At 68.1% G+C, this 23,060-nt stretch carries 16 protein-coding genes; 3 read left to right on the top strand and 13 right to left on the bottom strand.

Annotated elements, in window-relative coordinates; all coding sequences use genetic code 11:
- Nucleotides 1-228: 228 nt before the first annotated feature.
- Nucleotides 229-744 carry a type VI secretion system lipoprotein TssJ gene (tssJ, locus tag M2165_RS10865; protein ID WP_280814656.1) on the bottom strand — a complete coding sequence of 172 codons (516 nt, stop codon included), beginning with the start codon at nucleotides 742-744 and terminating at the stop codon, nucleotides 229-231.
- A gap of 186 nt (nucleotides 745-930) precedes the next feature.
- Here tssJ and M2165_RS10860 point away from each other — a divergent pair, with 186 nt between their 5' ends.
- From M2165_RS10860 to M2165_RS10850, 3 genes are all read left to right on the top strand, one after another.
- On the top strand, nucleotides 931-1,305 hold the full coding sequence (locus tag M2165_RS10860) for a TssQ family T6SS-associated lipoprotein (protein ID WP_280814655.1): 375 nt from the start codon (nucleotides 931-933) through the stop codon (nucleotides 1,303-1,305).
- Between the two features lie 79 nt (nucleotides 1,306-1,384).
- Entirely contained in the window at nucleotides 1,385-3,385 is a 2,001-nt protein-coding gene (gene tagH, locus M2165_RS10855) for a type VI secretion system-associated FHA domain protein TagH (RefSeq protein ID WP_280814654.1), read from the top strand.
- Nucleotides 3,378-4,193, top strand: coding sequence for a protein phosphatase 2C domain-containing protein (locus M2165_RS10850; protein WP_280814653.1), 816 nt, complete (start codon nucleotides 3,378-3,380; stop codon nucleotides 4,191-4,193). The genes tagH and M2165_RS10850 overlap by 8 nt, the downstream gene beginning before the upstream one ends.
- Before the next feature lie 22 nt (nucleotides 4,194-4,215).
- Here M2165_RS10850 and M2165_RS10845 read toward each other — a convergent pair whose 3' ends face one another.
- Genes M2165_RS10845 through tssE form a run of 12 tightly spaced genes read right to left on the bottom strand, consistent with a single transcriptional unit; the run spans nucleotide 4,216 to nucleotide 23,050 of the window.
- The gene (locus M2165_RS10845) at nucleotides 4,216-4,647 is read right to left on the bottom strand and encodes a DUF4150 domain-containing protein (protein WP_348541048.1); all 432 of its coding nucleotides are present in this window, start codon (nucleotides 4,645-4,647) and stop codon (nucleotides 4,216-4,218) included.
- A complete protein-coding gene (locus tag M2165_RS10840; protein ID WP_280814652.1) occupies nucleotides 4,644-5,357 on the bottom strand; it encodes a DUF3540 domain-containing protein in 714 nt (237 codons plus the stop codon). The genes M2165_RS10845 and M2165_RS10840 overlap by 4 nt, the downstream gene beginning before the upstream one ends.
- Nucleotides 5,354-6,457, bottom strand: a complete 1,104-nt coding sequence (locus tag M2165_RS10835; RefSeq protein WP_280814651.1) for a pentapeptide repeat-containing protein — start codon at nucleotides 6,455-6,457, stop codon at nucleotides 5,354-5,356. The genes M2165_RS10840 and M2165_RS10835 overlap by 4 nt, the downstream gene beginning before the upstream one ends.
- A 20-nt stretch (nucleotides 6,458-6,477) precedes the next feature.
- Nucleotides 6,478-9,144 carry a DUF2169 domain-containing protein gene (locus M2165_RS10830; protein ID WP_280814650.1) on the bottom strand — a complete coding sequence of 889 codons (2,667 nt, stop codon included), beginning with the start codon at nucleotides 9,142-9,144 and terminating at the stop codon, nucleotides 6,478-6,480.
- Entirely contained in the window at nucleotides 9,141-9,590 is a 450-nt protein-coding gene (locus tag M2165_RS10825) for a hypothetical protein (RefSeq protein WP_280814649.1), read from the bottom strand. The genes M2165_RS10830 and M2165_RS10825 overlap by 4 nt, the downstream gene beginning before the upstream one ends.
- 25 nt (nucleotides 9,591-9,615) lie before the next feature.
- Nucleotides 9,616-11,958, bottom strand: coding sequence for a type VI secretion system tip protein TssI/VgrG (gene tssI / locus M2165_RS10820; protein ID WP_280814648.1), 2,343 nt, complete (start codon nucleotides 11,956-11,958; stop codon nucleotides 9,616-9,618).
- 54 nt (nucleotides 11,959-12,012) lie between these two features.
- Nucleotides 12,013-14,346 (bottom strand): type VI secretion system tip protein TssI/VgrG, encoded by a 2,334-nt coding sequence (gene tssI / locus M2165_RS10815; RefSeq protein ID WP_280814647.1) that lies wholly within the window; start codon nucleotides 14,344-14,346, stop codon nucleotides 12,013-12,015.
- A 14-nt stretch (nucleotides 14,347-14,360) separates the two neighbouring features.
- Nucleotides 14,361-16,697 (bottom strand): type VI secretion system tip protein TssI/VgrG, encoded by a 2,337-nt coding sequence (gene tssI / locus M2165_RS10810; RefSeq protein WP_280814646.1) that lies wholly within the window; start codon nucleotides 16,695-16,697, stop codon nucleotides 14,361-14,363.
- Between the two features lie 41 nt (nucleotides 16,698-16,738).
- The gene (gene tssH, locus M2165_RS10805; protein ID WP_280814645.1) at nucleotides 16,739-19,486 is read right to left on the bottom strand and encodes a type VI secretion system ATPase TssH; all 2,748 of its coding nucleotides are present in this window, start codon (nucleotides 19,484-19,486) and stop codon (nucleotides 16,739-16,741) included.
- On the bottom strand, nucleotides 19,483-20,655 hold the full coding sequence (tssG, locus tag M2165_RS10800) for a type VI secretion system baseplate subunit TssG (protein ID WP_280814644.1): 1,173 nt from the start codon (nucleotides 20,653-20,655) through the stop codon (nucleotides 19,483-19,485). Before tssG ends, tssH begins: the two co-directional genes overlap by 4 nt.
- On the bottom strand, nucleotides 20,652-22,523 hold the full coding sequence (gene tssF, locus M2165_RS10795; RefSeq protein ID WP_280814643.1) for a type VI secretion system baseplate subunit TssF: 1,872 nt from the start codon (nucleotides 22,521-22,523) through the stop codon (nucleotides 20,652-20,654). Before tssF ends, tssG begins: the two co-directional genes overlap by 4 nt.
- On the bottom strand, nucleotides 22,523-23,050 hold the full coding sequence (gene tssE / locus M2165_RS10790) for a type VI secretion system baseplate subunit TssE (RefSeq protein ID WP_280817510.1): 528 nt from the start codon (nucleotides 23,048-23,050) through the stop codon (nucleotides 22,523-22,525). The genes tssF and tssE overlap by 1 nt, the downstream gene beginning before the upstream one ends.
- Nucleotides 23,051-23,060: the final 10 nt, after the last annotated feature.

The raw sequence follows: 23,060 nt of genomic DNA, 5'->3' as shown, positions 1-23,060 counted from the left end.
ACGCGATTTGCCAATGCCTGCGGATGAGCGCCCTGCCTGCCGGTGCTCGGGTTGCGAACTGTCACCAAAGAACCTCCTGGGGAGTGCCCACGCTGAAGCGGGATTGCCTAGTTAACGGCATCCCGATTGATACGGTTTTGTTCTCAGATGCTACACGGCGCTTCTTACGTTTTGCACCGCATTTCGCGTGCGAGTTGCTCGCACTTTCGGGTTAATTTCAGAGGGAAACTAACGACTTGGTAGTAATTCGATGCCTGTTTTGCGCACGGCGATACGCACCGCCTGCTCGCTTGGCGAAAACTGCCAGATCTTGTAGAGATTGGTTTGCTTCGGCTCCTTGAGCGGCAGCACGATGCGCCAGCGTGCCGACTCCAGCCGGCGGTAGCCCGCGATGACGCCGATGGCGCGCGAGTCGAGGCCCGCCTCGCGCTTGAAGACGCGTTCCTCGCCGCTGCGCATGATGGCCTGGTCGGCATTCACGAGCTCCGTCATGAGCGTCTCGCGGTCGCGGTCCTGCAGGGCGAAGTAGTCTGCGGCCTCGAAGTTACCGGAAGATTTCAACTCGAAGACCTTCACGAGGATCGGCGCCGGTTGACCGCGTCCGTCGGGGTTCACGCCCTCGTCGATGCGGATCGTGACGGCATAGGGCGTGGGCAGCGACTTCGCGGTCGATGCGCATCCCGCGAGGCCGCCGAGCAACGGTGCCGTGGCCAGTGCGCCTTGAAGAAGCGTTCGTCGATGCATGGAGATCTCCCTCGGAAGTTCGCGGCCTTACATATATTATCGAATCGCTCGGCGCCTCCCTCATGACGCGCCGCATTGCGTTCCATCGCGTGCCTGTCGCATGGCAGCCGCACACTATCTCAAGCATTGCCTTTCGCGAGGTAGGAGAGAAGATTGAAGTCATGTCTGCCAGCCCTGGCATTCACCTTGTCCCTGGTCGCCGGTTGCACCACCACGCCGCCGCCCGAGCCCGCGCCGCAACCCGAGCGGCTGAGCCAGCAGGTCGCGCGCACCACGCTCGAACGCGCGCAGCAGGCCTATGACGAAGGCGACTACGCCAAGGCGATCACCACGCTCAAGAGCGGCGGCGTCTCGGTGTTCGAAGCCGCCGAGCCCGGCACGCGCCTCGATGCGATGAAGCTCGAGGCCTTCAGCTACTGCGTGGCGAACCAGGTGGCCGAATGCCGCACGCAGTTCCGCAAGCTGCTCGATGCCTTTCCCAACTTCGACCTCACCGTCGCCGAGCGCAAGCACCCGGTCTGGGGCCCCGCGTTCGAAGCCGCCAAGCGGATGAAGCGCTGAACGATGCCGCGCGATGCGATGCGATGCGACGAGCCGATCGCGCGCGGCCGTTCGACCTGAACATGAACATGGAGACGCCATGCGTTGGACCGTGATCGAACACGCCGGCAGGCCGGTGGCCGCGGGACCGTCGGCATTGCTGGCGATGCCCGGCGGCACCATCGGGCGCAGCCCCGACAACCACCTGGTGCTGCCCGACGAGCAGCGCCAGATCTCGCGCCTGCAGGCGACCGTGCGCTTCGACGAGCACGGCACGGCGGTGCTGCGCAACATGAGCGCGGTGCTGCCGATCGTGGTGAACGGCCGCACGCTGCAGCACGAGCAGGAATCGCCGATCGCCGACGGCGACCGCGTGACCATCGGCAGCTATGTGCTCGAAGCGATGAGCGGCCAGCGGGCGGCGGTTCCGCCCGCGGTGGCCGCGCCGATGGCCGAGCCTGCGGCGGCGCTGCCGCCGCCGATCGCCGCAGCCATGCCGCTGCGCGACATGCCGGCCGAGCGCACCATCGCGCCGACCGCGATCGATTCGCTGCTGCCCGCGGCGCCGGTCTCCGACGTGTTCTCGGACCTGTTCGGCGAAGGCGCGCTGCCGCTCGGCGATGCGCAGGCCGCGACCGTCGCCCGGCCACCGGCGCCGGCGCCCGTGGTGGCGCCGCCGGTTGCCGCTCCGCCGCCGTTCGCGGCGCAGCCCGCGTTCACGCCGCCGCCTGCGCCGTCCGCACCTGCGCCGACGGCGAGCGCCCGCCCGGCCGCGGCGAACGCGCAGATGCCCTCCGCGGCCGACTGGGACGCCATCCTCGCGAACGCGCCGCGCCGCGCGCCGAGCGCGGCCCCCGAGCCCATGCCCGATCCGCTCGCCCACGAGCCTTTCGAACTGCCCTCGCAGGCGCGCAGGAACCCGGTCGATCCGCTCGCGGAGCTGAATCCGCATGCGGCCAGCGACATGTCCGACGTGGCGCTCAAGCGCGGCATGGACCCGCTGTCTTTCTTTGCCGCCGATGCGCATGCGCCTTCGCCGCTCTCCGATCCGCGGCCGACCGCGCTGACGCACGAGGATCCGCTCAGCGACGTGCATCCCGCGATCGATCTGCTCGCGCGGCCGCCCGCAGCGCCGAGCTACGGCAGCCAGCCGAACCACGCGCGCGAAGTGTCGGCGCAGTTCAGGCCGCCGAATCCGGTGGCCTTCCAGCCGCCGGCGGTGCAGCCCGCCGTGAAGCCCGCGCAGGCGGAGGCGCCTGCACCGCTGGCGCCTGTCGCTGCGCCCGTGCCTGCACCTTCGCCGGTGGCGCCTGCCGTGGTGCATGCCACGGTCGAGCCGCCGGCACCGGCGCCCGTGCCCGCGCCGCCGCCGGTCGCCGCGGCCGCGGTCGAGGCCGCAGCCCCCGTGGTGCCCGCGCCTGAAGCCCGGCCGATCACACCCGAACCGCACGCCGCCCCAGCCAGGCCGGTCTCGCCGCCGGCATCCTCCTCCGCCGCATCGGAAGACCTCTTCCGCGCTTTCCTCGAAGGCGCCGGCGTGCCCGAGGTCGCGGGCCAGCAGCCGCTCGATGCCGAGGCCATGCGCCGGCTCGGCCGGCTGATGCGCGCCTTCACCGACGGCACCATCGAGCTGCTGTCCTCGCGCGCGATGCTCAAGCGCGAAGTGCGCGCCGAGATCACGATGATCGTCGACGAGGAGAACAACCCGTTCAAGATCCTGCCCAACGGCCGCGCGGTGCTGATGCAGATGTTCGGCGCGCGCATGCCCGGCTTTCTTTCGCCCGAGGCCGCGGTGCACGACGCGCTCGGCGACCTGCAGTCGCACCAGCTCGGCATGGTGGCCGGCATGCGCGCCGCGCTGCTCACGGTGCTCAAGCGTTTTGATCCCGCGGTGCTCAACCACGACACGCCGCACGACGGCGGCCTTGGCGAGAAGCTGCTGCCCGGCGGGCGCGAGGCGCGCCTATGGCGGCAGATGCAGAAGCTGCACGCCGAGACCACCGCGGCCGTGGAGGACGACTTCCAGGCCGTCTTCGGCCGGGCCTTCCAGCAGGCCTACGACAAGGAAATGGAACGCCTGAAGGAGGCCCGCCGTGCTTGAAGCCACACGCAGCGTCGCCATTCCGATCTCGACCTCGCAGTTCTCCTGCGTGGGCGAGCGCAGCGGCAACCAGGATGCCATCGGCTACCACCTCGACGACCACAGCGCCTGCTTCGTGGTGAGCGACGGCGTCGGCGGCAACGCGGGCGGCGAGCTGGCCGCGCGCATCGCGGTCGACACCGCGCTCAACACCTTCGTCGACAACCCCTCGGTCGCGAAGGAGGACATCCAGCAGGCCGTGAAGGCGGCGAACGACGCGATCCTCGCGAAGCAGCGCGAGCTCGCCGACCAGAGCCGCATGAGCGCGACCATCGTCTCGCTGTTCGTCGACCGCGCGAGCGGCCAGGCCTGCTGGGCCCATGTGGGCGACAGCCGCCTCTACTGGTTCCGCCGCGGCGCGCTGATGCAGCGCACCGAGGACCACAGCCTCTCCGAACGCTCGGGCGAAGCCGCGACCGGCAGCGGCGCCAACGGCGGCGAGCGCCTCGTGAAGACCAACCTGCTCTACCGCGCGCTCGGCGCAAGGGCCACCGCCGAGACCACCGTCTCCACGCCGCAGCGCCTGGCCGACGGCGATGCCTTCCTGCTGTGCACCGACGGACTCTGGCAGCTCATTTCGCAGCAGGTGATGGAGCGCTCGCTGCAGCTCGCCGCGAGCGCCGAGGAATGGCTCGCACTGCTGCGTCGCGCGGCCGAGGCCAAGTCCGAGGACTCGCGCGACAACTACTCGGCGCTGGCGGTGTGGGTGGGGTTTCCGCAGCAGGTGACGCTGGCGGGGACGGCACGGCCGGGGGCGGCGGGCGGCTGAAGCGCCCGCAGCGCGCCCCCGCTCAGGCGCAGAGATTCACGCTAGTGAGTTGGGGCGGCGTCGCGAGGATGCCGTTGACGTTGCCTCGGTTCTGCTTGGTGAAGCTCGTCACGCGCGTGGCCGGCGAACCCTTGATCAGGAAGGTGTTCGAGGCAGTGATCTTTTTCGACTGCCCCATGACGCTGGGCACGCGAACGCCGAGTCCGATCCCTGCCGTGTCGCCGAAGGTGAGCGGGATCTTGGTCTTCTTGTTGTGGGCCATCATGCAAGACCAGAAGATGTTGGGCACGTTGGGGATCGCCATCAGGCCCAGCCCGATGTCGATGTGGGGGATCGGAACGGCCGGCGTCTTGCAGACATCGGGAAATCCGAGATCGAGGCTGGGCCCCTGGGCGGCAAAGAACATTTCACGCTCCTTCGGAAAGTTGGCAAAAGGGTTCGGACGGGTCGTCATCCCATGTGGATCTGCCTGGCGTCGGCCTTGATCAGATCCTTGGCCGTGACCACGGTGTTTCTTCCATGCACGCGCGCCATCTCGCTGGCCTGGTAGTCGATCTGGCCGGCGTGCAGCTGGTCCACGCCTTCGGTCATGCGGAAGGCCGACTTGCTCAGGTGCACGAGGCGATCGACGATCGCTTCATAGACGCGGCCGACGATGCGCATGTTCAGCACGGTCGCACGTGCTTCCACACCCTGGTAGCTCATCCGGCCGACTTGGCATTCGGCCGCCTGCGCATCGAGCCGCAATTGCGCGGTGTCCATGCGCAGCGCGCGCGGACCGCTCAGGTGCAGGTCCGTGGCGCCCTGCAGCTTGACCGCGCCGCGCAGCGAAGCCAGCGTGAGATCGCCGGCCACCTCGATGTGGGCGGCGCCCGCATCCGCTTGTTCGGCGACGGCGGTCAGGTACAGGCGCTGCTCGTCGGGCCCGCTGACGAGCACGGTGTCGCCGACCTCCGGCCGCAGCAGGCAACTGGCGGCGCGCAGGCACCGCAGCATGCGCCCGTCGCTGTCCACGCTATGGATGCCGCCGGGCAGGATGGCCGTCACGGTACCGAGTGCGTTGACCACGCCACCACCCGCGGGCCGGGGCGCAGCAGCGGCGGCGGAGCGCATTTCGCGGCTCGCGGGTGCCGGGTCGGAAGCTGTGTGTCGGAACGTCGTCATCTCTGGGAATCCTTCTCTGCGGCCTGTTCGCTCGCGCCCGGCTCGCCGCGAGGCCTGGGTGGATCGCGGTGGCTGGGCCTGCGCGCGGAATAGGCCTCGGCCTCGTACAGCGCGTCCTCCTTGAGCAGCAGACCGCCGCGGTCGGAGAACTTCGTGCCTTCCAGCGCCGCGCGGTGCACCTTGGTGCGCATCAGCGTGGCACCGCGGAAGTCGGCATCGCGTAGATCGGCATAGGAAAAGTCGGCGTAGGCGAGCCGCGCATCCGGGAATCTCGCGCCGCCGCATTGTGCGCGGTGGAAGACGCATTGTTCCAGATGCGCGCCAGACAGATCGGCACCGATCAGCCGGGCATCGGCCCAGACGCTCTGGAAAAAGTGGCCGCCATTGAAGGCGACGCCGTCGAGATGGGCCCCCACGAACACGCTGTGCGCCGCCGTGGCACGCCGGAACGAGGCGCCCTCGATTCGCGCGCCTTTGAAGTTGCACTGGCGCAGCGTCGCTTCGTCGAAATCGCAACCTGCCAGCTTGGCATCGGGAAACTGGCAGAGATTGAAGGACTGCCCGCGGAAAACCTGTTCCGACAGGTCGCACTCGGAAAAGATCGCGCGCTCGAAGCTGCAGCGCGCGAAAACGGCGGTGCGCAGGTCGGCTTGGTAGAAGGTGGCGCCGTCGAGCAGCGAGCCGGAAAAATCGGTCAGGTCGAGCCGCGCACCATAGAAGACCAGCATCTCGGACTTGATCTCGCGCAGCGAGGTTCCGGTCAGGTCACAGTTCGAAATGCCGATCACATCGCCTTCGACGCCGTCGAGGCGCGCGTCCGCGAGTCGCGTGTCGTAGAAGCTCGTGCCATGCATGGTGGCGCCAGCCATCGTGGCCGCAGATGCGTCCACGCGATGGAAGTTGCAGCGATCCAGCACGGCGCGTTCGAGCGTTGCGCGGCTCAGTCCGCAGCCTGCGAAGGCACTGCCCTTGAGATTCGCGCCCGACAGGTCCGCTCCTGTGAAGTCGCTCTCGATGAACATGCCGCCCGACAGGTCGAGGCCGCGAAAATCCATGCCGGCCAGCTTCAGGTCGACGATTTCCTGGCCGCGCTTGATCATGGCCTGCACCTCCTTCGGTGTCATCTCGCGCCCTCTTGCGCCTTGCGCCGCGGCACCGTGACCACGTTGGCGGTATAGGCCTCGTCGAAACGTGTGGTGTCGTCGATCAGGCACTGGGACAGGTCGGCCTGGAACAGGTTGGCACGGTGGAAGTCCGTGGCCACGAGGATGGCCTTGCTGAAGTCCGCCTCGATCAGGCTCGCATCGACCAGCGACGCAGCGGTGAGATCGGTGCGCACGAAATCGGAACCGTCGGCGTTCGCGCCGTCGAGCCGGGTGCCGCGCAGGGACGCATCGGTGAAGTCGGTGTTGTCGAGCCTCGCATCGCGAAAGTCGGCCTCGTCGAGGCGTATCGACTGCAGGTTGCATTCGATCAGCACTGCGCCTTGGAAATCGGCCTTGTGCAAGTCGGTCGATCCCACGAAACAGGTCGCGACAAGACGCGCATCGGAGAAGTCCATGGCATCGGTGCAGTCGGTATCGGTCCAGTCGCAGGTGTCGAACGTGGCCCCGCGGAAGCGCAGCCTGCCGGCCTTGCATTCGATCCAGTCCACCTTGTGGAAGGTGGCGCCTTCGAAATCGAGGCGGTCGAGACGGGTGCCTTCGGTGAAGCTCAAGTTCCGCAGTTGCGCACGCTCGAAGTCACAGTTCTCCCACACCACGCCCGCCGCCTCGTGGAGTTCGAAGAACGCGCCGGCGAACTTGCAGCCGCGCGCGGCCATGCCTTCGAGTTGGGTGGCCTCGAAGCGCGCGCCGGTGAAATCCGAGTTCTCGCATAGTGCCAGGGACAGATTCGCTTCCTTGAGATTGACGCCCTGCATCGAAGTGCCCACCAGGCGTGCACGCGCGAGTAGCGCATCCGAGAGATCGCCCGCATCGAGCGTGCTGCCGCTGAGATCGGCGCACTCCAGCATTGCGCGGTGCCAGCATGCGCCGCGCAGGTCCATTCCCGAGAGATCCGCGCCCGTGAGATCCATGTCGGACAGGTCGCGCGCGCCGGCCATCCGGCGCTCGACCTCCCTGCGCGCCTCGGCCGACCGCTCGCCGGACATCCGGTCCGCAGCTTCCTGGCGCTGCGCGGTGCGGCGGTAGTTCTCGAGCAACTGGCGCGCGGCGTCGTCGTGAACCTGGCGCAGCTGCGCGACCTGTTCGGGCGTTGGCGAGAAGCCACTGCCGTCGGATTTGGCGATGATGTCTTCGATGCGGGACCACCTGTCCACGTTCGGAGGACCCTTCTGGGATGACGATTCGACCTCCTGCATCAGCGTCGACGTGTCGAAGCCCGCCTGGCGCGAATGCACGGCATTCGCCTTCGCGGCCTCGTCCATCTCGCGCCGCGCGGCCTCGATCTTCTGGCGGTGCTCCTCGATGAGCGCCTTGCGCTGCGCCATGTAGGCCGGCAGCTCGCGCAGGCCGGGCGGCTTCTCCATGAGATCGACGACGGGCGGCTCCTCGTGCGCGGCCGGGCCGAGGCCCGAGGACTTGAACGACACCTTCACGCGCTCGCGCTCATATTCGGCGCGCGCCTGCATGTTGCGGCGCATCGGCGATTCCTCGAGCTCCGCGTCGAGTTCGGGCCAGGGGCCGATGATCGGTTCGGGCAGCAAAAGGTCATCGCGCATGCCGTAGAACGCGCGATCTTCCGATTCGCAGCGCAGCACCAGCACATCGCGCCAGGCGTCGAGTCCCTGAGGCGGCGTGGACGCCTCCTCCATGGCGACCATCGCGTGGGTGACGTCCGCGGCGTCGTCCTGTTCGACTTCCACGAAGCCGTGATAGATCAGACCCAGTCGCTCCAGATGCGGGAAGAACCAGGCGGTGGTCAGGCGCATTGGCACGTCGTGCAGCGTGCCCTCATCGAGCTTCACGCTGTTGATCGGACCGCGCACGACGACGGCACGTGCGCGCCAGTCGGGCACCCGGCCGTGCAGCACGGTGCGGTCGGGATGCAGGTTCCAGAGCTCGAACGCCGCGCCAGCGAGTTCGCCGTCGTCGCGCCCGAACCATTGGTCCGGCGGCGCGACATTGAAGAAGGCCCAGTCCATGTCGCTCGCGAAGCCGGGGTAGAGCTGGTTCTGCCAATGCTCGTCGTACTGGCGGCCCAGCCGGTCCGCGCGTGACGGGCGCGTGGCCTCGACGGGCCCGAACCCCGCCGGCTGCACAGCCTGATCCGGGCGCTGCACGCGGGCCCGCGGATCCTCGATGTTCGCAAGGCGCTGCACCTGGACGCCGCTCACCTGCTCGAGCGCATGCCCGATGCCGGCAGGATTCTCGGCAAACCCTGGCCCCCCGAACGCACGGCTCCAGTCGATGCGCATCGACTCGTAGGGTTGCGGGGCACTCGGCCGGCCATCGATCCAGAACCGGTCGCCGAACACCAGGAGATCCTTCTGCCGCTTGCCGACGCGGACACGGACCGCGCACTGCGTCTTGTCCTGCTCCCGGCGTGTGTAAGCCGCGCCCGTGACGAGGAATTCCGGATGCAGCTTTGGCATGCCGACGTCGAACGCGCCGTCGATGCCGACCTCCGCGCCGAAGATCTTCCAGCATTCCTGCTCCGGCACGAGCCGGGCGTCGCCGTCGAGGCGATCGGTCATCGCGATGGCGGTCACGGCCAGCCAGTGACGCCCGTCGTTGGCGAAGGGGCGGGTCAGCATGCCAAGACGCAACGGTTTGATGATTTTCATGCGTCGATCGTGGAGGGGATCTCGAGCTGCACGCGGTCGCGGTCCACCGCGACGCGCAGGGTCGGGTTCTTGGCGTAGACGATCGGCAGCGGACGGCCGCCCGAAAAATTGGCCAGCAGTTCCTGGTCGATGAAGGTCCGCACCGTCACGCGGTGGTTCTCGCCCTCCGAATCCGTGAACGCGACCAGCAGTTCCGCGGCTGCCATGTTCGGCGAGCCTCCGCGCCAGGTCACCAGGCGGAAGCCGGGCCGGGCCAGCGCCAGGATCTCGGCCACCGCGCGCGCGCCATCATGGCGCAATGCTTCCCAGTCCTCCTCTTCCCGGACATGCGTCGTCTTGGTCGCGCTGCCGGCGCGAAATACGCGCGAACTGCCGACCGTGGACACCACCAAGACCGCGACGCCGGCAACGGCGACCGCGATTTCCAACCATCTCATGATCTGCATCCGCTGTAGTTCCCTGGTGGTGCCTTCACTTCTCGATGTCGAGCGCGCTCTTGATGTAGTGCACCGCTCCCACGACCATCAACACTTGATCGAGCCAGAAGTGGTAATGGCCGAACTCCTGCCTGTCCACTGCCTGCACCCAGCTGGCGCCCGAGATGTTCACGAACGAACCCCTCTGCAGCAGCGTGTTGCGTACCGCCAGCTGGATCTTGGCCACGTAGGAGTCGGCCGAGGCTCCGACGAACAGGGCCTGGTGGCCGATGCCTTCCTTGACCGCGTGAAGCCACCACTTGGCATCGAGCGAGTTCACGGTCTTGACCGGCGTGTTCTCGATCTCGACGCCGGTCACATTGATCTTGAGCGTGCCTGGCACATTGATCGTATGGTCGCTGCCGGACAGATGAAGAACGGTCGGCGAGAAGATCACCTTCGGCCCGGTCACGGTGGTGAGCTTGCTTCCCTGGACCAAGGTCATGTCGACCGCGTTCACCACTTCCACCCGGGCCGCGCCGGTGATGCGGATGTCCGCACCGCTGACCAGGCGCAGCACGCTTCCGTTGATCGTGACCACCACTTCGCCATTGATCGTCTCGGTGACACCCCCGGCGACCGTGCGCGTCTCCCCGCCCGTGATCGTCTCGGTCGCCCCACCCGTGATCGTGCGCTCCTCGCCGCCCGTCACCGTCTCGGTCGCCCCGCCCGTCACCGTGCGCTCCTCGCCCCCGTCGATCTTCTCCACCGCACCCTGGCTGATGTGCCGCTCCTCGCCCGACTCGTACGTCGCCGACTCGTGCCCCTTGATCAGCGTGGTGCGCGTCTTCTCGGTCGTGTGCGTCTCGTCGCCCTCCACCTCCACGTCGAGGTTGCGCTCCGCATGCAGCAGGATCTGCTCCGCGCCAGCCTTGTCCTCGAACACGATGGCGTTCGCATTCGCGGGCGAGCCGCCCTTGGTCGAGCGCGACACGATGCCGCTCTTGGTGGCCTCGCCCGGCAGGTCGAACGGCGGCATCTGGTCGGCGTTGTAGACACGGCCGACGATGATGGGGCGGTCGACACGGCCGGCAATGAAATCGACCACCACCTCCTGCCCGATGCGCGGCACATGCACCGTGCCGTAGCCATCGCCCGCCCAGGCCTGCGAGACACGCACCCATGCCGAGCTGTTCTCGTTGCGCTGACCTTCGCGGTCCCAGTGGAACTGAAGCTTCACGCGCCCGTATTCATCGGTCCAGATCTCCTCGCCCGCAGGGCCCACCACCGTCGCGGTCTGCGGCCCGCTCGTGCGGGGCATCGGCGCGTGCCGTGGTGCGCGAAAAGGGTTGTCCGCAGGCTGCGCGACGAAATCGAAGCTGTACATGCCCGGCGCGCCTCCGGTGGCGTAGCCGCCCTCGCGCAGCGCGTAGGCCACCGAGACGATCAGGTGCTCGCGGTTGTCGTCCGCGCGCGGTGCATTGCGCATGGTGAATTTGGCGCCAGGCGCCATGCCACGCACAGTGCCATGGCCGGTGCTGCGCGAGGCCAGCGATTGCGCCTCTTCCAGCCGCACGCGCGCATAGTGCTCCGCCTGGCCGGCGTCGACGTACTCGCCGAGCCACTCGTACATGTCGTAGCCGGCATGGTCGTGCGCGCGCGGCAGGCTGCGCGTTCCGCCGAGGTCGCCTTTCGGGTTGGTGAAGTTGAACTCGTCCACCGCATAGCTGCCAGCACGGACCTCCTCGGTAACCCGCCAGTCATCGATGATTTCCAGGTCCTCGCCGATGCCGCGCTCGGCAGCGAAGTAGTCGATGGTTTCGTAGCCCGGCATCGGCTCGTGCGCGTCCACGTCGTCGGCCAACACCAGGGTGTGGCGTCCCTTCTCGTGCCTGAACCAGTAGTAGATGCCCTCCAGTTCCATCAACCGGTTCACGAAGTCAAGATCGCTCTCGTTGTACTGGGCACAGTACTCCCACTGACGGTAGCTGCCGCTGAGCCTCTTCTCGAACGCGAAGCCGTAGGCGCCGAACACTTCCTCGAGGATGTCCACCACGGACTTGTTCTGGAAGATTTTGCTGCCGCTCGAAAACGAGAGATACCAGAGCCAGGGCCGCAGCACCGCGTGGTAGATCGTGTAGCGCGAGGTCCCGCCTTCCCGGCCGATTTTCGCAAAGCGCGCCACCTGGCCGTCGAGGAAGCGCGGGCGGCCGTCGGCGGTCTTGATCTCCAGCGACAACGACTTTCCGAGCAGGGACTTCGGATCGATCGCCGCGTCCGTGCTGAGCAGTTCGAGTTCGAACTCGTACGGCCGTGAAAGGCTCTCGATGCCTTGCATCAGGCGCAGCAGCAGTTGATCTTCGCCCAATGGAGAATGGGTCTTCACGATGCGGTCCATGGCTCGGAAACTCCTATGGGTGGACGGCTTGGCACCAGCCGCAGTGCAGCAGGATCATTTCTTTTTCGTCTTGAAGACACACTTCAGGTGCAGCTTGCAAATGCCGATGCTCACCCCCTCCTTCGTTGAATTGCGCGCCGAGGTCTCGAACTTGACCGGCGCATCAAGCATGAAGTTCGTCGCTCTGTTGGTGAACCAACCGTTGATCTGCGTGTTGAGCCCGCAGGCCTGAAACTTGGCGCCGTAGAAATCGGTCGCGAGAACGAGCGCCCGCACGTGCTGGTTGGTCCAGCGCAGGACATTGCACTTGAGCCAGGTCTCGTCGGCGACGTTGAGAACCGTATGTGGGGACGTCGTCACGGTCAACTTCGCGTTGAGCGTGTAGGTGCTCGTGGTGTCGATGCGGTCGGTGGTGTGGTAAGTCATCACCGGCGCAACGACGATCTTCGGACCTGTGACCACGGTGCAGTCGCTTCCGTTCACCAGCTTGAGGTCCATCGCATTGACCATCTCGATGCGCCCACTGCTGGTGATGCGCAGGTCCGAACCGCTCAGCAGACGGATGTTGCTTCCGTTGACCGTCAGCATCACGCCGCCACTGACCGTTTCCGTGATGCCCCCGTTCACCGTGCGCGTCTCCCCGCCCGTGATCGTCTCGGTCGCCCCGCCCGTGATCGTGCGCTCCTCGCCGCCCGTCACCGTCTCGGTCGCCCCACCCGTCACCGTGCGCTCCTCGCCCCCGTCGATCGTCTCCACCGCACCGCCCGTGATGTGCCGCTCCTCGCCCGACTCGTAGGTCGCCGACTCATGCCCCTTGATCAGCGTGGTGCGCGTCTTCTCGGTCGTGTGCGTCTCGTCGCCCTCCACCTCCACGTCGAGGTTGCGCTCCGCATGCAGCAGGATCTGCTCCGCGCCCATCTTGTCCTCGAACACGAAGGCGTTCGCATTGGCGGACGAGCCGCCTTTCGACGAGCGCGTGACGATGCCGCTCTTGGTCGCCTCCCCGGGCAGCGCGAACGGCGGCATCTGGTCGGCGTTGTACACCCGCCCCACGATCACCGGCCGGTCCACCCGGCCGCCGATGAAGTCCACCACCACCTCCTGGCCGATGCGCGGCGTGAACACGCCCCCGAAGCGCTCGCCCGCCCAGATGTGCGAGACGCGCACGAAGCGCGAGCTGTTCTCGTTCTTCTGCCCGTAGCGGTCCCAGTGGAACTGCACCTTCACGCGGCCGTACTCGTCGGTCCAGATCTCCTCGCCCTCGGGGCCCACCACGGTCGCGGTCTGCGGGCCGCTGGTGCGCGGCACGGGCGTCTGCCGCGGCGCCCGGAACGGCAGCGATGTCGGCTGCACCACGAAGTCGAAGTTGTATTCGCCGCTGGCCGCCCCGCTCGCATAGCCGCCCTCGCGCAGCGAATACGACACGGCCACGGCGAGGTACTCCTGGTTGTCGTCCGCGCGCGGCGAGTTGCGCATCTTGAACTTGAAACCCGGCGCCATGCCGCGCACGGTGGCCTGGCCGTGGCTGCGCTGCGCGAGCGACTGCACCTCCTCCAGCCGCACGCGCGCATAGTGTTCGCCATCGCCGGCCGCCGGGTAGTCGCCCAGCCATTCGTAGATGTCGTAGTCGGCGTGGTCGTGCCCCCTGGGCTGGCTGCGCACGTTGATGAGGTCGCCCTTGGGCGTGGTGAAGTTGAAGTCGTCCACGGTGTAGCTGCCGGGCCGCACCTCCTCGCTCGGCTGCCAGTCGCGGATGACCTCCAGGTCCTCGCTGATGTCGCGGTCGGCCGCGAAGTAGTCGATGGTCTCGTAGCCGGGCATCGGCTCGTGCGCGCCGATGTCGTCGGCCAGCACGAGGGTGTGCTGGTTCTTCTCGTGCCTGAACCAGTAGTAGATGCCTTCGAGCTCCATCAGGCGGCTGACGAAGGCGAAGTCGCTCTCGTTGTACTGCACGCAGTACTCCCACTGCCGGTAGCTCGCACCGAGCTTCTTCTCGAACGCGAAGCCGTAGTCGCCGAACACCTCCTCGACGATCTCGACCACGCTCTTGTTCTGGAAGATCTTGTTGTCGCTCGAGCGCGTGAGATACCACAGCCACGGCCGCACGGTGGCGCGGTAGACAGTGTGGCGCGCGGTGCCGCCCTCGCGGCCCACCATCGAGAAGCGCACCACCTGGCCGTTCAGGAAGCGCGGCGACCCCGCGACCGCGGTCTGGATCTCCAGCGTCAGCGGCTTGCCCAGCACCGACTTCAGGTCGAGCGCCGCGCTCGGGCTCAGCAGGTCCACCTCGAACTCGAACAGCTGCGACAGCCCCTCGCTGCCGCGCATCGAGCGGAACTTCAGCTGCTCTTCACCCAGCGGGGTGTGGGCCGTAACGATCCTGGTCATCACTGCCATCCTTTTCAGTTCCCCTTGACGAAGATCGTGCCCTTGTTCGCGCGCAGGCCGTGGGTTCTGACCTCCTTCGCGAACTGTCGGAACTTCAGCCAGCCGACCGTGTACTTGTTCATCGACTGGATCTCGGTCTTGGCGGCGAGGTTGATGAAGATGCCGTTGACCGACCAGAACATCCTGCTCACCATCAGCTTCACGCCGTAGATGTCGAACGCGATGCTGTGTGTCCCGCCCTGCCACACTTCGATGTCGTAGCGCATCCAGCGCCAGTGGCTGTGCTCCTGGATGTGAAGCGTCTGCGTCGGCTTGTTATGGATCACCACCTTGGCGTTGATGATGTAGTTGACGGTGTTGATCGTGTAGGTGTCGGCGTAGTGGATGATGAATGGCGCGAAGACGATCTTGGGGCCGGTCACGGTGGTGGTGTTCGACCCAACCACCACCTTGGCGTCGATCGCGTTGATGATCTCGACACGCCCCGCGCCAATGATCCGGATGTCGGTCCCGCTGAGAATGCGCACCACGGTGCCGTTGACCGTCAGCATCACGCCGCCGTCGACCGTCTCGGTCAGGCCGCCCGTCACGGTTTTCGTCTCCCCGCCCGTGATCGTCTCGGTCGCCCCACCCGTGATCGTGCGCTCCTCGCCGCCCGTCACCGTCTCGGTCGCCCCGCCCGTCACCGTGCGCTCCTCGCCCCCGTCGATCGTCTCCACCGCACCGCCCGTGATGTGCCGCTCCTCGCCCGACTCGTAGGTCGCCGACTCATGCCCCTTGATCAGCGTGGTGCGCGTCTTCTCGGTCGTGTGCGTCTCGTCGCCCTCCACCTCCACGTCGAGGTTGCGCTCCGCATGCAGCAGGATCTGCTCCGCGCCCATCTTGTCCTCGAACACGAAGGCGTTCGCATTGGCGGACGAGCCGCCTTTCGACGAGCGCGTGACGATGCCGCTCTTGGTCGCCTCCCCGGGCAGCGCGAACGGCGGCATCTGGTCGGCGTTGTACACCCGCCCCACGATCACCGGCCGGTCCACCCGGCCGCCGATGAAGTCCACCACCACCTCCTGGCCGATGCGCGGCGTGAACACGCCCCCGAAGCGCTCGCCCGCCCAGATGTGCGAGACGCGCACGAAGCGCGAGCTGTTCTCGTTCTTCTGCCCGTAGCGGTCCCAGTGGAACTGCACCTTCACGCGGCCGTACTCGTCGGTCCAGATCTCCTCGCCCTCGGGGCCCACCACGGTCGCGGTCTGCGGGCCGCTGGTGCGCGGCACGGGCGTCTGCCGCGGCGCCCGGAACGGCAGCGATGTCGGCTGCACCACGAAGTCGAAGTTGTATTCGCCGCTGGCCGCCCCGCTCGCATAGCCGCCCTCGCGCAGCGAATACGACACGGCCACGGCGAGGTACTCCTGGTTGTCGTCCGCGCGCGGCGAGTTGCGCATCTTGAACTTGAAGCCCGGCGCCATGCCGCGCACGGTGGCCTGGCCGTGGCTGCGCTGCGCGAGCGACTGCACCTCCTCCAGCCGCACGCGCGCATAGTGTTCGCCATCGCCGGCCGCGGGGTAGTCGCCCAGCCATTCGTAGATGTCGTAGTCGGCGTGGTCGTGCCCCCTGGGCTGGCTGCGCACGTTGACGAGGTCGCCCTTGGGCGTGGTGAAGTTGAAGTCGTCCACGGTGTAGCTGCCGGGCCGCACCTCCTCGCTCGGCTGCCAGTCGCGGATGACCTCCAGGTCCTCGCTGATGTCGCGGTCGGCCGCGAAGTAGTCGATGGTCTCGTAGCCGGGCATCGGCTCGTGCGCGCCGATGTCGTCGGCCAGCACGAGGGTGTGCTGGTTCTTCTCGTGCCTGAACCAGTAGTAGATGCCTTCGAGCTCCATCAGGCGGCTGACGAAGGCGAAGTCGCTCTCGTTGTACTGCACGCAGTACTCCCACTGCCGGTAGCTCGCACCGAGCTTCTTCTCGAACGCGAAGCCGTAGTCGCCGAACACCTCCTCGACGATCTCGACCACGCTCTTGTTCTGGAAGATCTTGTTGTCGCTCGAGCGCGTGAGATACCACAGCCACGGCCGCACGGTGGCGCGGTAGACAGTGTGGCGCGCGGTGCCGCCCTCGCGGCCCACCATCGAGAAGCGCACCACCTGCCCGTTCAGGAAGCGCGGCGACCCCGCCACCGCGGTCTGGATCTCCAGCGTCAGCGGCTTGCCCAGCACCGACTTCAGATCGAGCGCCGCGCTCGGGCTCAGCAGGTCCACCTCGAACTCGAACAGCTGCGACAGCCCCTCGCTGCCGCGCATCGAGCGGAACTTCAGCTGCTCTTCACCCAGCGGGGTGTGGGCCGTAACGACTCGCGCCATGGAAGTTGTCTCCTTGATGCTGATGCATTTCTTTTGCTTTCTCAGGCTTCCGAAAACTCATACCGGAAGTCGTCCTCCGCCGCCGACAGCCGCACCCCCGTCAACTTGCGCGCGCTGACCGTGGCGCCGATCACCTCCTCGCTGAGCCGCGGCAGGATGGTGTGGGTGAGGATCGCGTCGATCATGCGGCCGCCCGATTCGATGGCCGTGCAGCGGCGCGCGACGAGTTCGACGGCGCTGTCGTCGTAGGCGAGCGCGATGCCGTGGTTGGCATCGAGGCGCGCGGCGATGCGGTCGAGCTGGAGGCGGATGATGCGGTGCAGGGCGTCGGCGTGCAGCGGGTAGTAGGGCACGACGACGAGGCGGCCGAGCAGCGCGGGCGCGAACACCTTGAGCAGCGGCTCGCGCAGCGCCTGCGCGAGCGGCTCGGGGTCGGGGCGCAGGGTCGGGTCCTCGCACAGCTGCATGACCAGGTCGGTGCCGACGTTCGAGGTCATGATGATCACGGTGTTGCGGAAGTCGATGTGGCGGCCCTCGCCGTCCTCCATCCAGCCCTTGTCGAAGACCTGGAAGAAGATCTCGTGCACGTCGGGGTGCGCCTTCTCGATCTCGTCGAGCAGCACCACGCTGTAGGGCCGGCGGCGCACCGCCTCGGTCAGCACGCCGCCTTCGCCGTAGCCCACGTAGCCGGGCGGCGCGCCCTTGAGGGTGGAGACGGTGTGCGACTCCTGGAACTCGCTCATGTTGATGGTGACGAGGTTCTGCTCGCCGCCGTAGAGCGCCTCCGACAGCGCGAGCGCGGTCTCGGTCTTGCCCACGCCCGAGGGGCCGCAGAGCAGGAACACGCCCACCGGCTTGTTCGGGTTGTCGAGCCGCGCGCGCGCGGTGCGGATGCGCCGCGAGATGGTCTCGAGCGCATCGGGCTGTGCGACCACGCGGGCCGACAGCGTCTCGGCCAGGCGCAGCACCGACTGCGCGTCGTCGCGCACCATGCGGCCGATCGGAATGCCGGTCCAGTCGGCCACCACGGTGGCGATGGCCTGCGCGTCGACGGCCGCGAGGATCAGCGGCGTCTCGCCCTGCAGCTGCGCGAGCTTGTCCTGCGCTTCGTTCAGTTCGGCGCGGATCGCTTCGGGTGCGCGCTCGGGCTCGGCCGGCGGCGCGGGTTCCGCGTCCACATCCACCGCGGGCGCGGCGCCCTCTTCTTGTTCTTCCTCGTCCTGCCGCGCTTCGGCCTGCACCGGCACCGCCTGGGGCGCGAGCTGCCTGCGCAACGCGACGATGCGCTCGACCAGCGCGGCCTCTTCCACGCGGCGCTGCGCCAGCAGATCGAGCTCGCCCTGCGCCGCGGCGATCTCGGCCGCAATGTCGTCCACCCGCTTCGCCTCGCCGACGCCGATGGCGGCCTCGCGCCCGGCGATGCCCGATTCGATGCGCAGCACCTCGATGCGGCGCTGCAGGTCCTCGATCGCGGCCGGCAGCGCATGCTGGCTCAGCGCGACGCGGGCGCAGGCGGTGTCGAGCAGGCTCACGGCCTTGTCGGGCAATTGACGCGCGGGAATGTAGCGGTGCGACAGGCTCACGGCGGCCTCGAGCGCGGCATCGAGGATCAGCACGCCGTGGTGCTTCTCGAGTTCGGCCGAGATGCCGCGCAGCATCACCACGGCCTTCGGCTCGGTGGGCTCGTGCACCTGGATGGTCTGGAAGCGCCGCGTGAGCGCCGGGTCCTTCTCGATGTACTTCTTGTACTCCGACCAGGTGGTGGCGCCGATGGTGCGCAGCCGGCCGCGCGCGAGTGCGGGCTTGAGCAGGTTGGCGGCGTCGCCGGTGCCGGCCTGGCCGCCCGCGCCGACGAGCGTGTGCACCTCGTCGACGAACAGCACGATCGGCTTCGGGCTCTTCTCGACCTCGTCGATCACCTGGCGCAGCCGCTGCTCGAACTCGCCCTTCACGCCCGCGCCGGCCTGCAGCAGCGTGGGGTCGAGCACCCACAGCGACACGTCCTTGAGCGAGGGCGGCACGTCGCCGGCCGCGAGCCGCGAGGCGAGGCCCTCGACCACGGCCGTCTTGCCCACGCCGGCCTCGCCGGTGAGCAGCGGGTTGTTCTGCCGCCGGCGCATCAGGATGTCGATGATCTGGCGGATCTCGTCGTCGCGGCCGTAGACCGGATCGAGCTCGCCGGCGCGCGCCTTGGCCGTGAGGTCGCTGGCGTACTTGGCGAGCGCGCTGCCGCCGGCCGCGGCGCCCTCGCCCTGCTGCGCGGCCGGCGCAGCGCCGCCGAGGCCCGTGGCCGCGGGCGCATCGAAGTCGTCCTCGGGCGAGCCTTCGGTCCAGGCGGGCAGTTGCGCGACGAGCACGTCGGGCACGATCTTGTCGAACTCGCGCGATATGCCCGAGAGCACCTGGCGCAGCCCGGGCGTCTTGACGATGCCCGCGAGCAGGTAGGCACCGCGGATCGAGGTGGCCTCGAAGCGCAGGCTCGCGTACACCCAGGCGCGCTCGACCGCATGGTCCACGTGCTCGGAGATGTCGCTGATCGAGGTGGCGCCGTGCGGCAGCCGGTCGAGCGCGCGCACCAGGTCCTGCTCGACCGCGTCGAGGTTGAGTCCGGCGCGCTTGACGATGCGCAGCAGGTCGCTGTCCTGCAGCTGCAGGATCTGGTGCAGCCAGTGCACGAGTTCGACGTAGGCGTTGCCGCGCAGCTTGGCGAAGGCGGTCGCGGTCTCCAATGCCTTGTAGAGCATCGGATTGAGCTTGGAAAAGAGCGAGACGCGGCGGATGTCTGTCATAGGGCCATGGAAGAGGCAGCCTCGGCCGAAGTGGCCGCCGCTGCGGAACGGGGAGACAGCGCCTCGGGCTGGAACAGCATGTCGCCGGCGTCGGTGTCGGACAGGCGCGTGCCGAGCCAGCTGCCCCAGCCGAGGCGCTGGTCGCTGCCGAGCTGCATGCCGCGCGCTTCCTGCTTCTGCAGCACGAGGCGCAGCTCCCATGCGAACTCGATGCCGATGTACTGGCGCACCCAGTCCACCAGCTGCGCGAGGCGCTTGCTGCCCGGCAGGAAGGCCCGGAACGCGTCCTGGGAGAGCGGCCCGAGTTCGAGCCGGAACTTGGCTTGCGCATCGCGCACCGCCAGGCCGATGGTCGCGCCGCCGCCGAGCTGGTGGTTGCGCCCGGTGAGGCCGATGCGGCTCACCTGCCGCTCGTCGATCATCACCCAGTCGCTCACGAATTCGTCCACGCGCACGGGCACGTCGAAGTAGAGGCGCAGGATCTGGATCAGGCCCTCCGGGTTGCGCGTCTGGCGCACTAGGTGGCCCGCCATGTGGGTGCGCGCATGGTCGGCGATGCGGTCGCGCTGCTTGAGCCCCGGCTGCCCCATGTTCATGAGGCTCGCCACGTAGTCGACGAAGCGGTGCCCGTCGGGCCGGTCGAGGCTGTTGACCGACTGCGCATCGGCCCAGGCGCGGTAGAACAGCAGGATCAGCCGGTGATGGAACAGGTCGGCGAAGGCGCTGAGCGTGTGGTCGCCGTGGTGTCGCTTGCGCTCGCGCGCGTACTCGGTCAGATGCAGCGGCAGCGGGCCGTTGGGACCGAACAGGCCGAAGCCGTAGATCGAGATGCGCGGCGGCCCGTCGCCGTCGAGGTCGACGCCCGAGACATTCGAAGGCGCGAAGGCCATCGAGGGCTCCTGCCCCAGGCGCAACGGTTCGTCGAGCGGGCGCGGCGCGCGCCCGAGCAGCGGATGGCCGCCCTGCGCATCGAGCCGGCGCAGCAGCATGAAGAGGTCGTGCTCGAAGGGCTGCTCGACGAGCCGCGCCCAGAGCACCGGATCGGCCTCGGTCGCGCCGCGCGGCGCAGCAGCAGCACCGTCACCCTCCGCGGCGGGAGGGGCCTCGCCGATCGTATCGGGCGCCGTGAGCGGCGGCAGCGGCTCGTCGGTGAGGTCGGCGGTGTTCATACCGTGGGCCGGCGTCCGATGCGCGGCGCCCAGCGCGCGATCTCGCCGCGCTGCAGGCTCGCGAGCGAGAACTCGGTGAACGCGTTGAGCGACACATGCCGGCTGAAGAACTGCTCCAGCACGGCGCCGAAAAGATAGGGGCTCGCGCCCGAGAACGCGACCTCGTCGATCTTCAACGCGATCTCCACGCCGCGGCCGAAGACGATCGGCCCCGGCTCGGGCAGGCGGCGGAACACCGGCGCCAGCGCCATCGAGCGCACGCCCTGGATCTGGCGGCGCACCGCGGGATCGGCGAGGTTGCCGTAGAGATCGAGCATCTCGCGCAGCGCGGCCGCGCCCTGCGCGGCATCGACGTCGGTCAGGCTCAGGTAGTTGAGCCCGAGGTGGCTGATGAGGCGCCAGGTCAGCGCGCCCTCGGCCAGCGCCGGGTACGGGCGCGAGGGCCCGCGCAGGATGCGCACCGCGCGCACCGGCGCCGACACGCGCAGCGTGAAGTCCGACTCGAGCCCCGTCGGCAGCAGCAACGGCAGGTCGCGGTTGGTGCACAGCGCATCGATCGTGATGTGCCGCAGGCTGTGCGGAAAGGGCGCGTCATGCTGGTCCACGAGCGAGACGTAGACCTCGCTGCCGGTGTAGCTGGTGCGCGTGCCCTGGGCGCGCGCGCGGTCCGACACCAGGCGCGGTTCGCGCCGCAGCGAGAAGTAGGCGCCGAAGTCGCCGTCGTCGGCCGCGAAGGAGCCGAGGAAGGGCCGGAACTCGCGCTCTTCCGAGCCGCTGGCCATGTGGCCCGTGACGCGTTCGACGGTGAAGATCTCGAAGTCGCGCGGCCGCGTGCGGTCGATCACCGCATGGTGCTCGTGCTGACCGGGGCCGACCGGGATGCGGTCGCTGCGGCGCGGCACGAGGTTGATGATGGGCGTGCAGAACAGCGAGAAATGACGCGCGTCGACCAGCCGCTCCAGCTCGGCGTCGGCGCGGTCGAGCAGGATCACGATCTCCATCGTGGTGCCGCTCATCGCCGCGGCCGCGGCGCGCAGGTTCTTCACGCTGAAGAACAGGTAGCGGTCGGGGAAGGCGAAGTACTCGTGCAGCAGCCGGTAGCCCTGGAACGAACGCGCGTCGTAGGGCAGCAGCGACTGGTCGGGGTCGAAGCCCTCGTGGCGGATGGCCTCGTCGCCGAGCGGCACGATGCGCGCGGTGCTGCCCGGGCCGCTGCGGCAGACGGCGCCCACGCTGTGGTGCACCGCGAGTTCGAGCACGCGCAGCGCATGCAGCTCGGCGCCCGAGAGAAAGAATTCGAGCCGCTCGAGCGGCATCTCGGCGAAGCGCGCGCCGCCGACCGCCTCGAGCTTGATGGTGAGCGCGCTCTTCGCCTGCCGGGCCACCATCGGCATCGCATGCAGGATCTCCGCGGGCACCGGGCCGATGCCCGCCTCGGCGATCTTGATCGGCCACAGCGTCACGGCATGGCCGGTGCGGAACTCGCAGGCCGTCTGCTCGCCCTTGATCATGCGGCCGCGCAGGATGGTGTGGCGCGGCAGTTCGTAGCCGGCCTTGAGCGAGCCTTCGTTGAGGTTGCCGTCGATCTGCACCACGCCCATCGCGGGCAGCGGCGCGAGGAAGTTGGGGTAGACCACCTCGAGCAGCCGCTGCGAGAACCGCGGGAACTCGGCATCCATCTTGAGCTGGATGCGCGCGGTGAGAAAACTGAAGCCTTCGAGCAGGCGCTCGACGTAGGGGTCGCTGACCTCGATGCCGCGCATGCCGAGCCGGCCCGCGATCTTGGGGTAGCGCTGCGCGAACTCGGCCCCGAGCTCGTGCATGTAGGTGAGCTCGCGGTTGTAGTAGTCGAGCAGCCGCGCGTCCATCAGAGGCCTCCCGTGGGCCGCAGCACCATGTGGCCGCTCTCGAGGTCGAGCTCCGAGCGCAGGATGAACTCGATCGGATAGGGCACCGACCACAGGGTGCCGCGGATCTCGAGCGCGAGCAGGTTGTGGTGTTCGAGCTCGTTCGCATCGGTGACGCAGCGCACGTCGATGCTGTCCTTCATGATGCGCGGCTCGAAGTCGATGATCGCGGCACGGATCGCGGCCTCGACGTCGGCGAAGTCGACCTCCGACATGCGTCCGCCGGCCCAGCCGCGCACGCCGTAGTTGACGACCGAGCGCCGCGCGCGCGGCATGGCGTTGATGAGGTGGTCGGCGCCGAAGTTGGTGGTGTTGAGCAGCCACTGCAGGTCGCGCAGCACCGAATCGCGCAGCAGCTTGCCGCTCATGAGGAAGGCGCCCGCGCGCTCCTGCCGGCTCTGCGGCGCCTTGTCGGTCAGGCGATCGAGCAGCACCGGCTGCAGGCGGTCGCGTGCAACGCTCTCTGGCTGGTCGCCGTCGCCATCCAGGGCGGAGCGG

The sequence above is a fragment of the Variovorax sp. TBS-050B genome (genome assembly GCF_029893635.1).
In the GTDB taxonomy this organism is placed as follows: Bacteria; Pseudomonadota; Gammaproteobacteria; order Burkholderiales; family Burkholderiaceae_C; genus Variovorax.
The sequence above is the reverse complement of the archived record's forward strand: the minus strand, read 5'-3'. Positions and strand labels throughout refer to the sequence as shown.

Coding starts and splice junctions, on each gene's coding strand:
- tssJ (WP_280814656.1), bottom strand. CDS start 744: ATGCATCGACGAACGCTTCTTCAAGGCGCACTGGCCACGGCACCGTTG.
- tagH (WP_280814654.1), top strand. CDS start 1,385: ATGCGTTGGACCGTGATCGAACACGCCGGCAGGCCGGTGGCCGCGGGA.
- M2165_RS10845 (WP_348541048.1), bottom strand. CDS start 4,647: ATGACGACCCGTCCGAACCCTTTTGCCAACTTTCCGAAGGAGCGTGAA.
- M2165_RS10840 (WP_280814652.1), bottom strand. CDS start 5,357: ATGACGACGTTCCGACACACAGCTTCCGACCCGGCACCCGCGAGCCGC.
- M2165_RS10835 (WP_280814651.1), bottom strand. CDS start 6,457: ATGATCAAGCGCGGCCAGGAAATCGTCGACCTGAAGCTGGCCGGCATG.
- M2165_RS10830 (WP_280814650.1), bottom strand. CDS start 9,144: ATGAAAATCATCAAACCGTTGCGTCTTGGCATGCTGACCCGCCCCTTC.
- M2165_RS10825 (WP_280814649.1), bottom strand. CDS start 9,590: ATGCAGATCATGAGATGGTTGGAAATCGCGGTCGCCGTTGCCGGCGTC.
- tssI (WP_280814648.1), bottom strand. CDS start 11,958: ATGGACCGCATCGTGAAGACCCATTCTCCATTGGGCGAAGATCAACTG.
- tssI (WP_280814647.1), bottom strand. CDS start 14,346: ATGACCAGGATCGTTACGGCCCACACCCCGCTGGGTGAAGAGCAGCTG.
- tssI (WP_280814646.1), bottom strand. CDS start 16,697: ATGGCGCGAGTCGTTACGGCCCACACCCCGCTGGGTGAAGAGCAGCTG.
- tssH (WP_280814645.1), bottom strand. CDS start 19,486: ATGACAGACATCCGCCGCGTCTCGCTCTTTTCCAAGCTCAATCCGATG.
- tssG (WP_280814644.1), bottom strand. CDS start 20,655: ATGAACACCGCCGACCTCACCGACGAGCCGCTGCCGCCGCTCACGGCG.
- tssF (WP_280814643.1), bottom strand. CDS start 22,523: ATGGACGCGCGGCTGCTCGACTACTACAACCGCGAGCTCACCTACATG.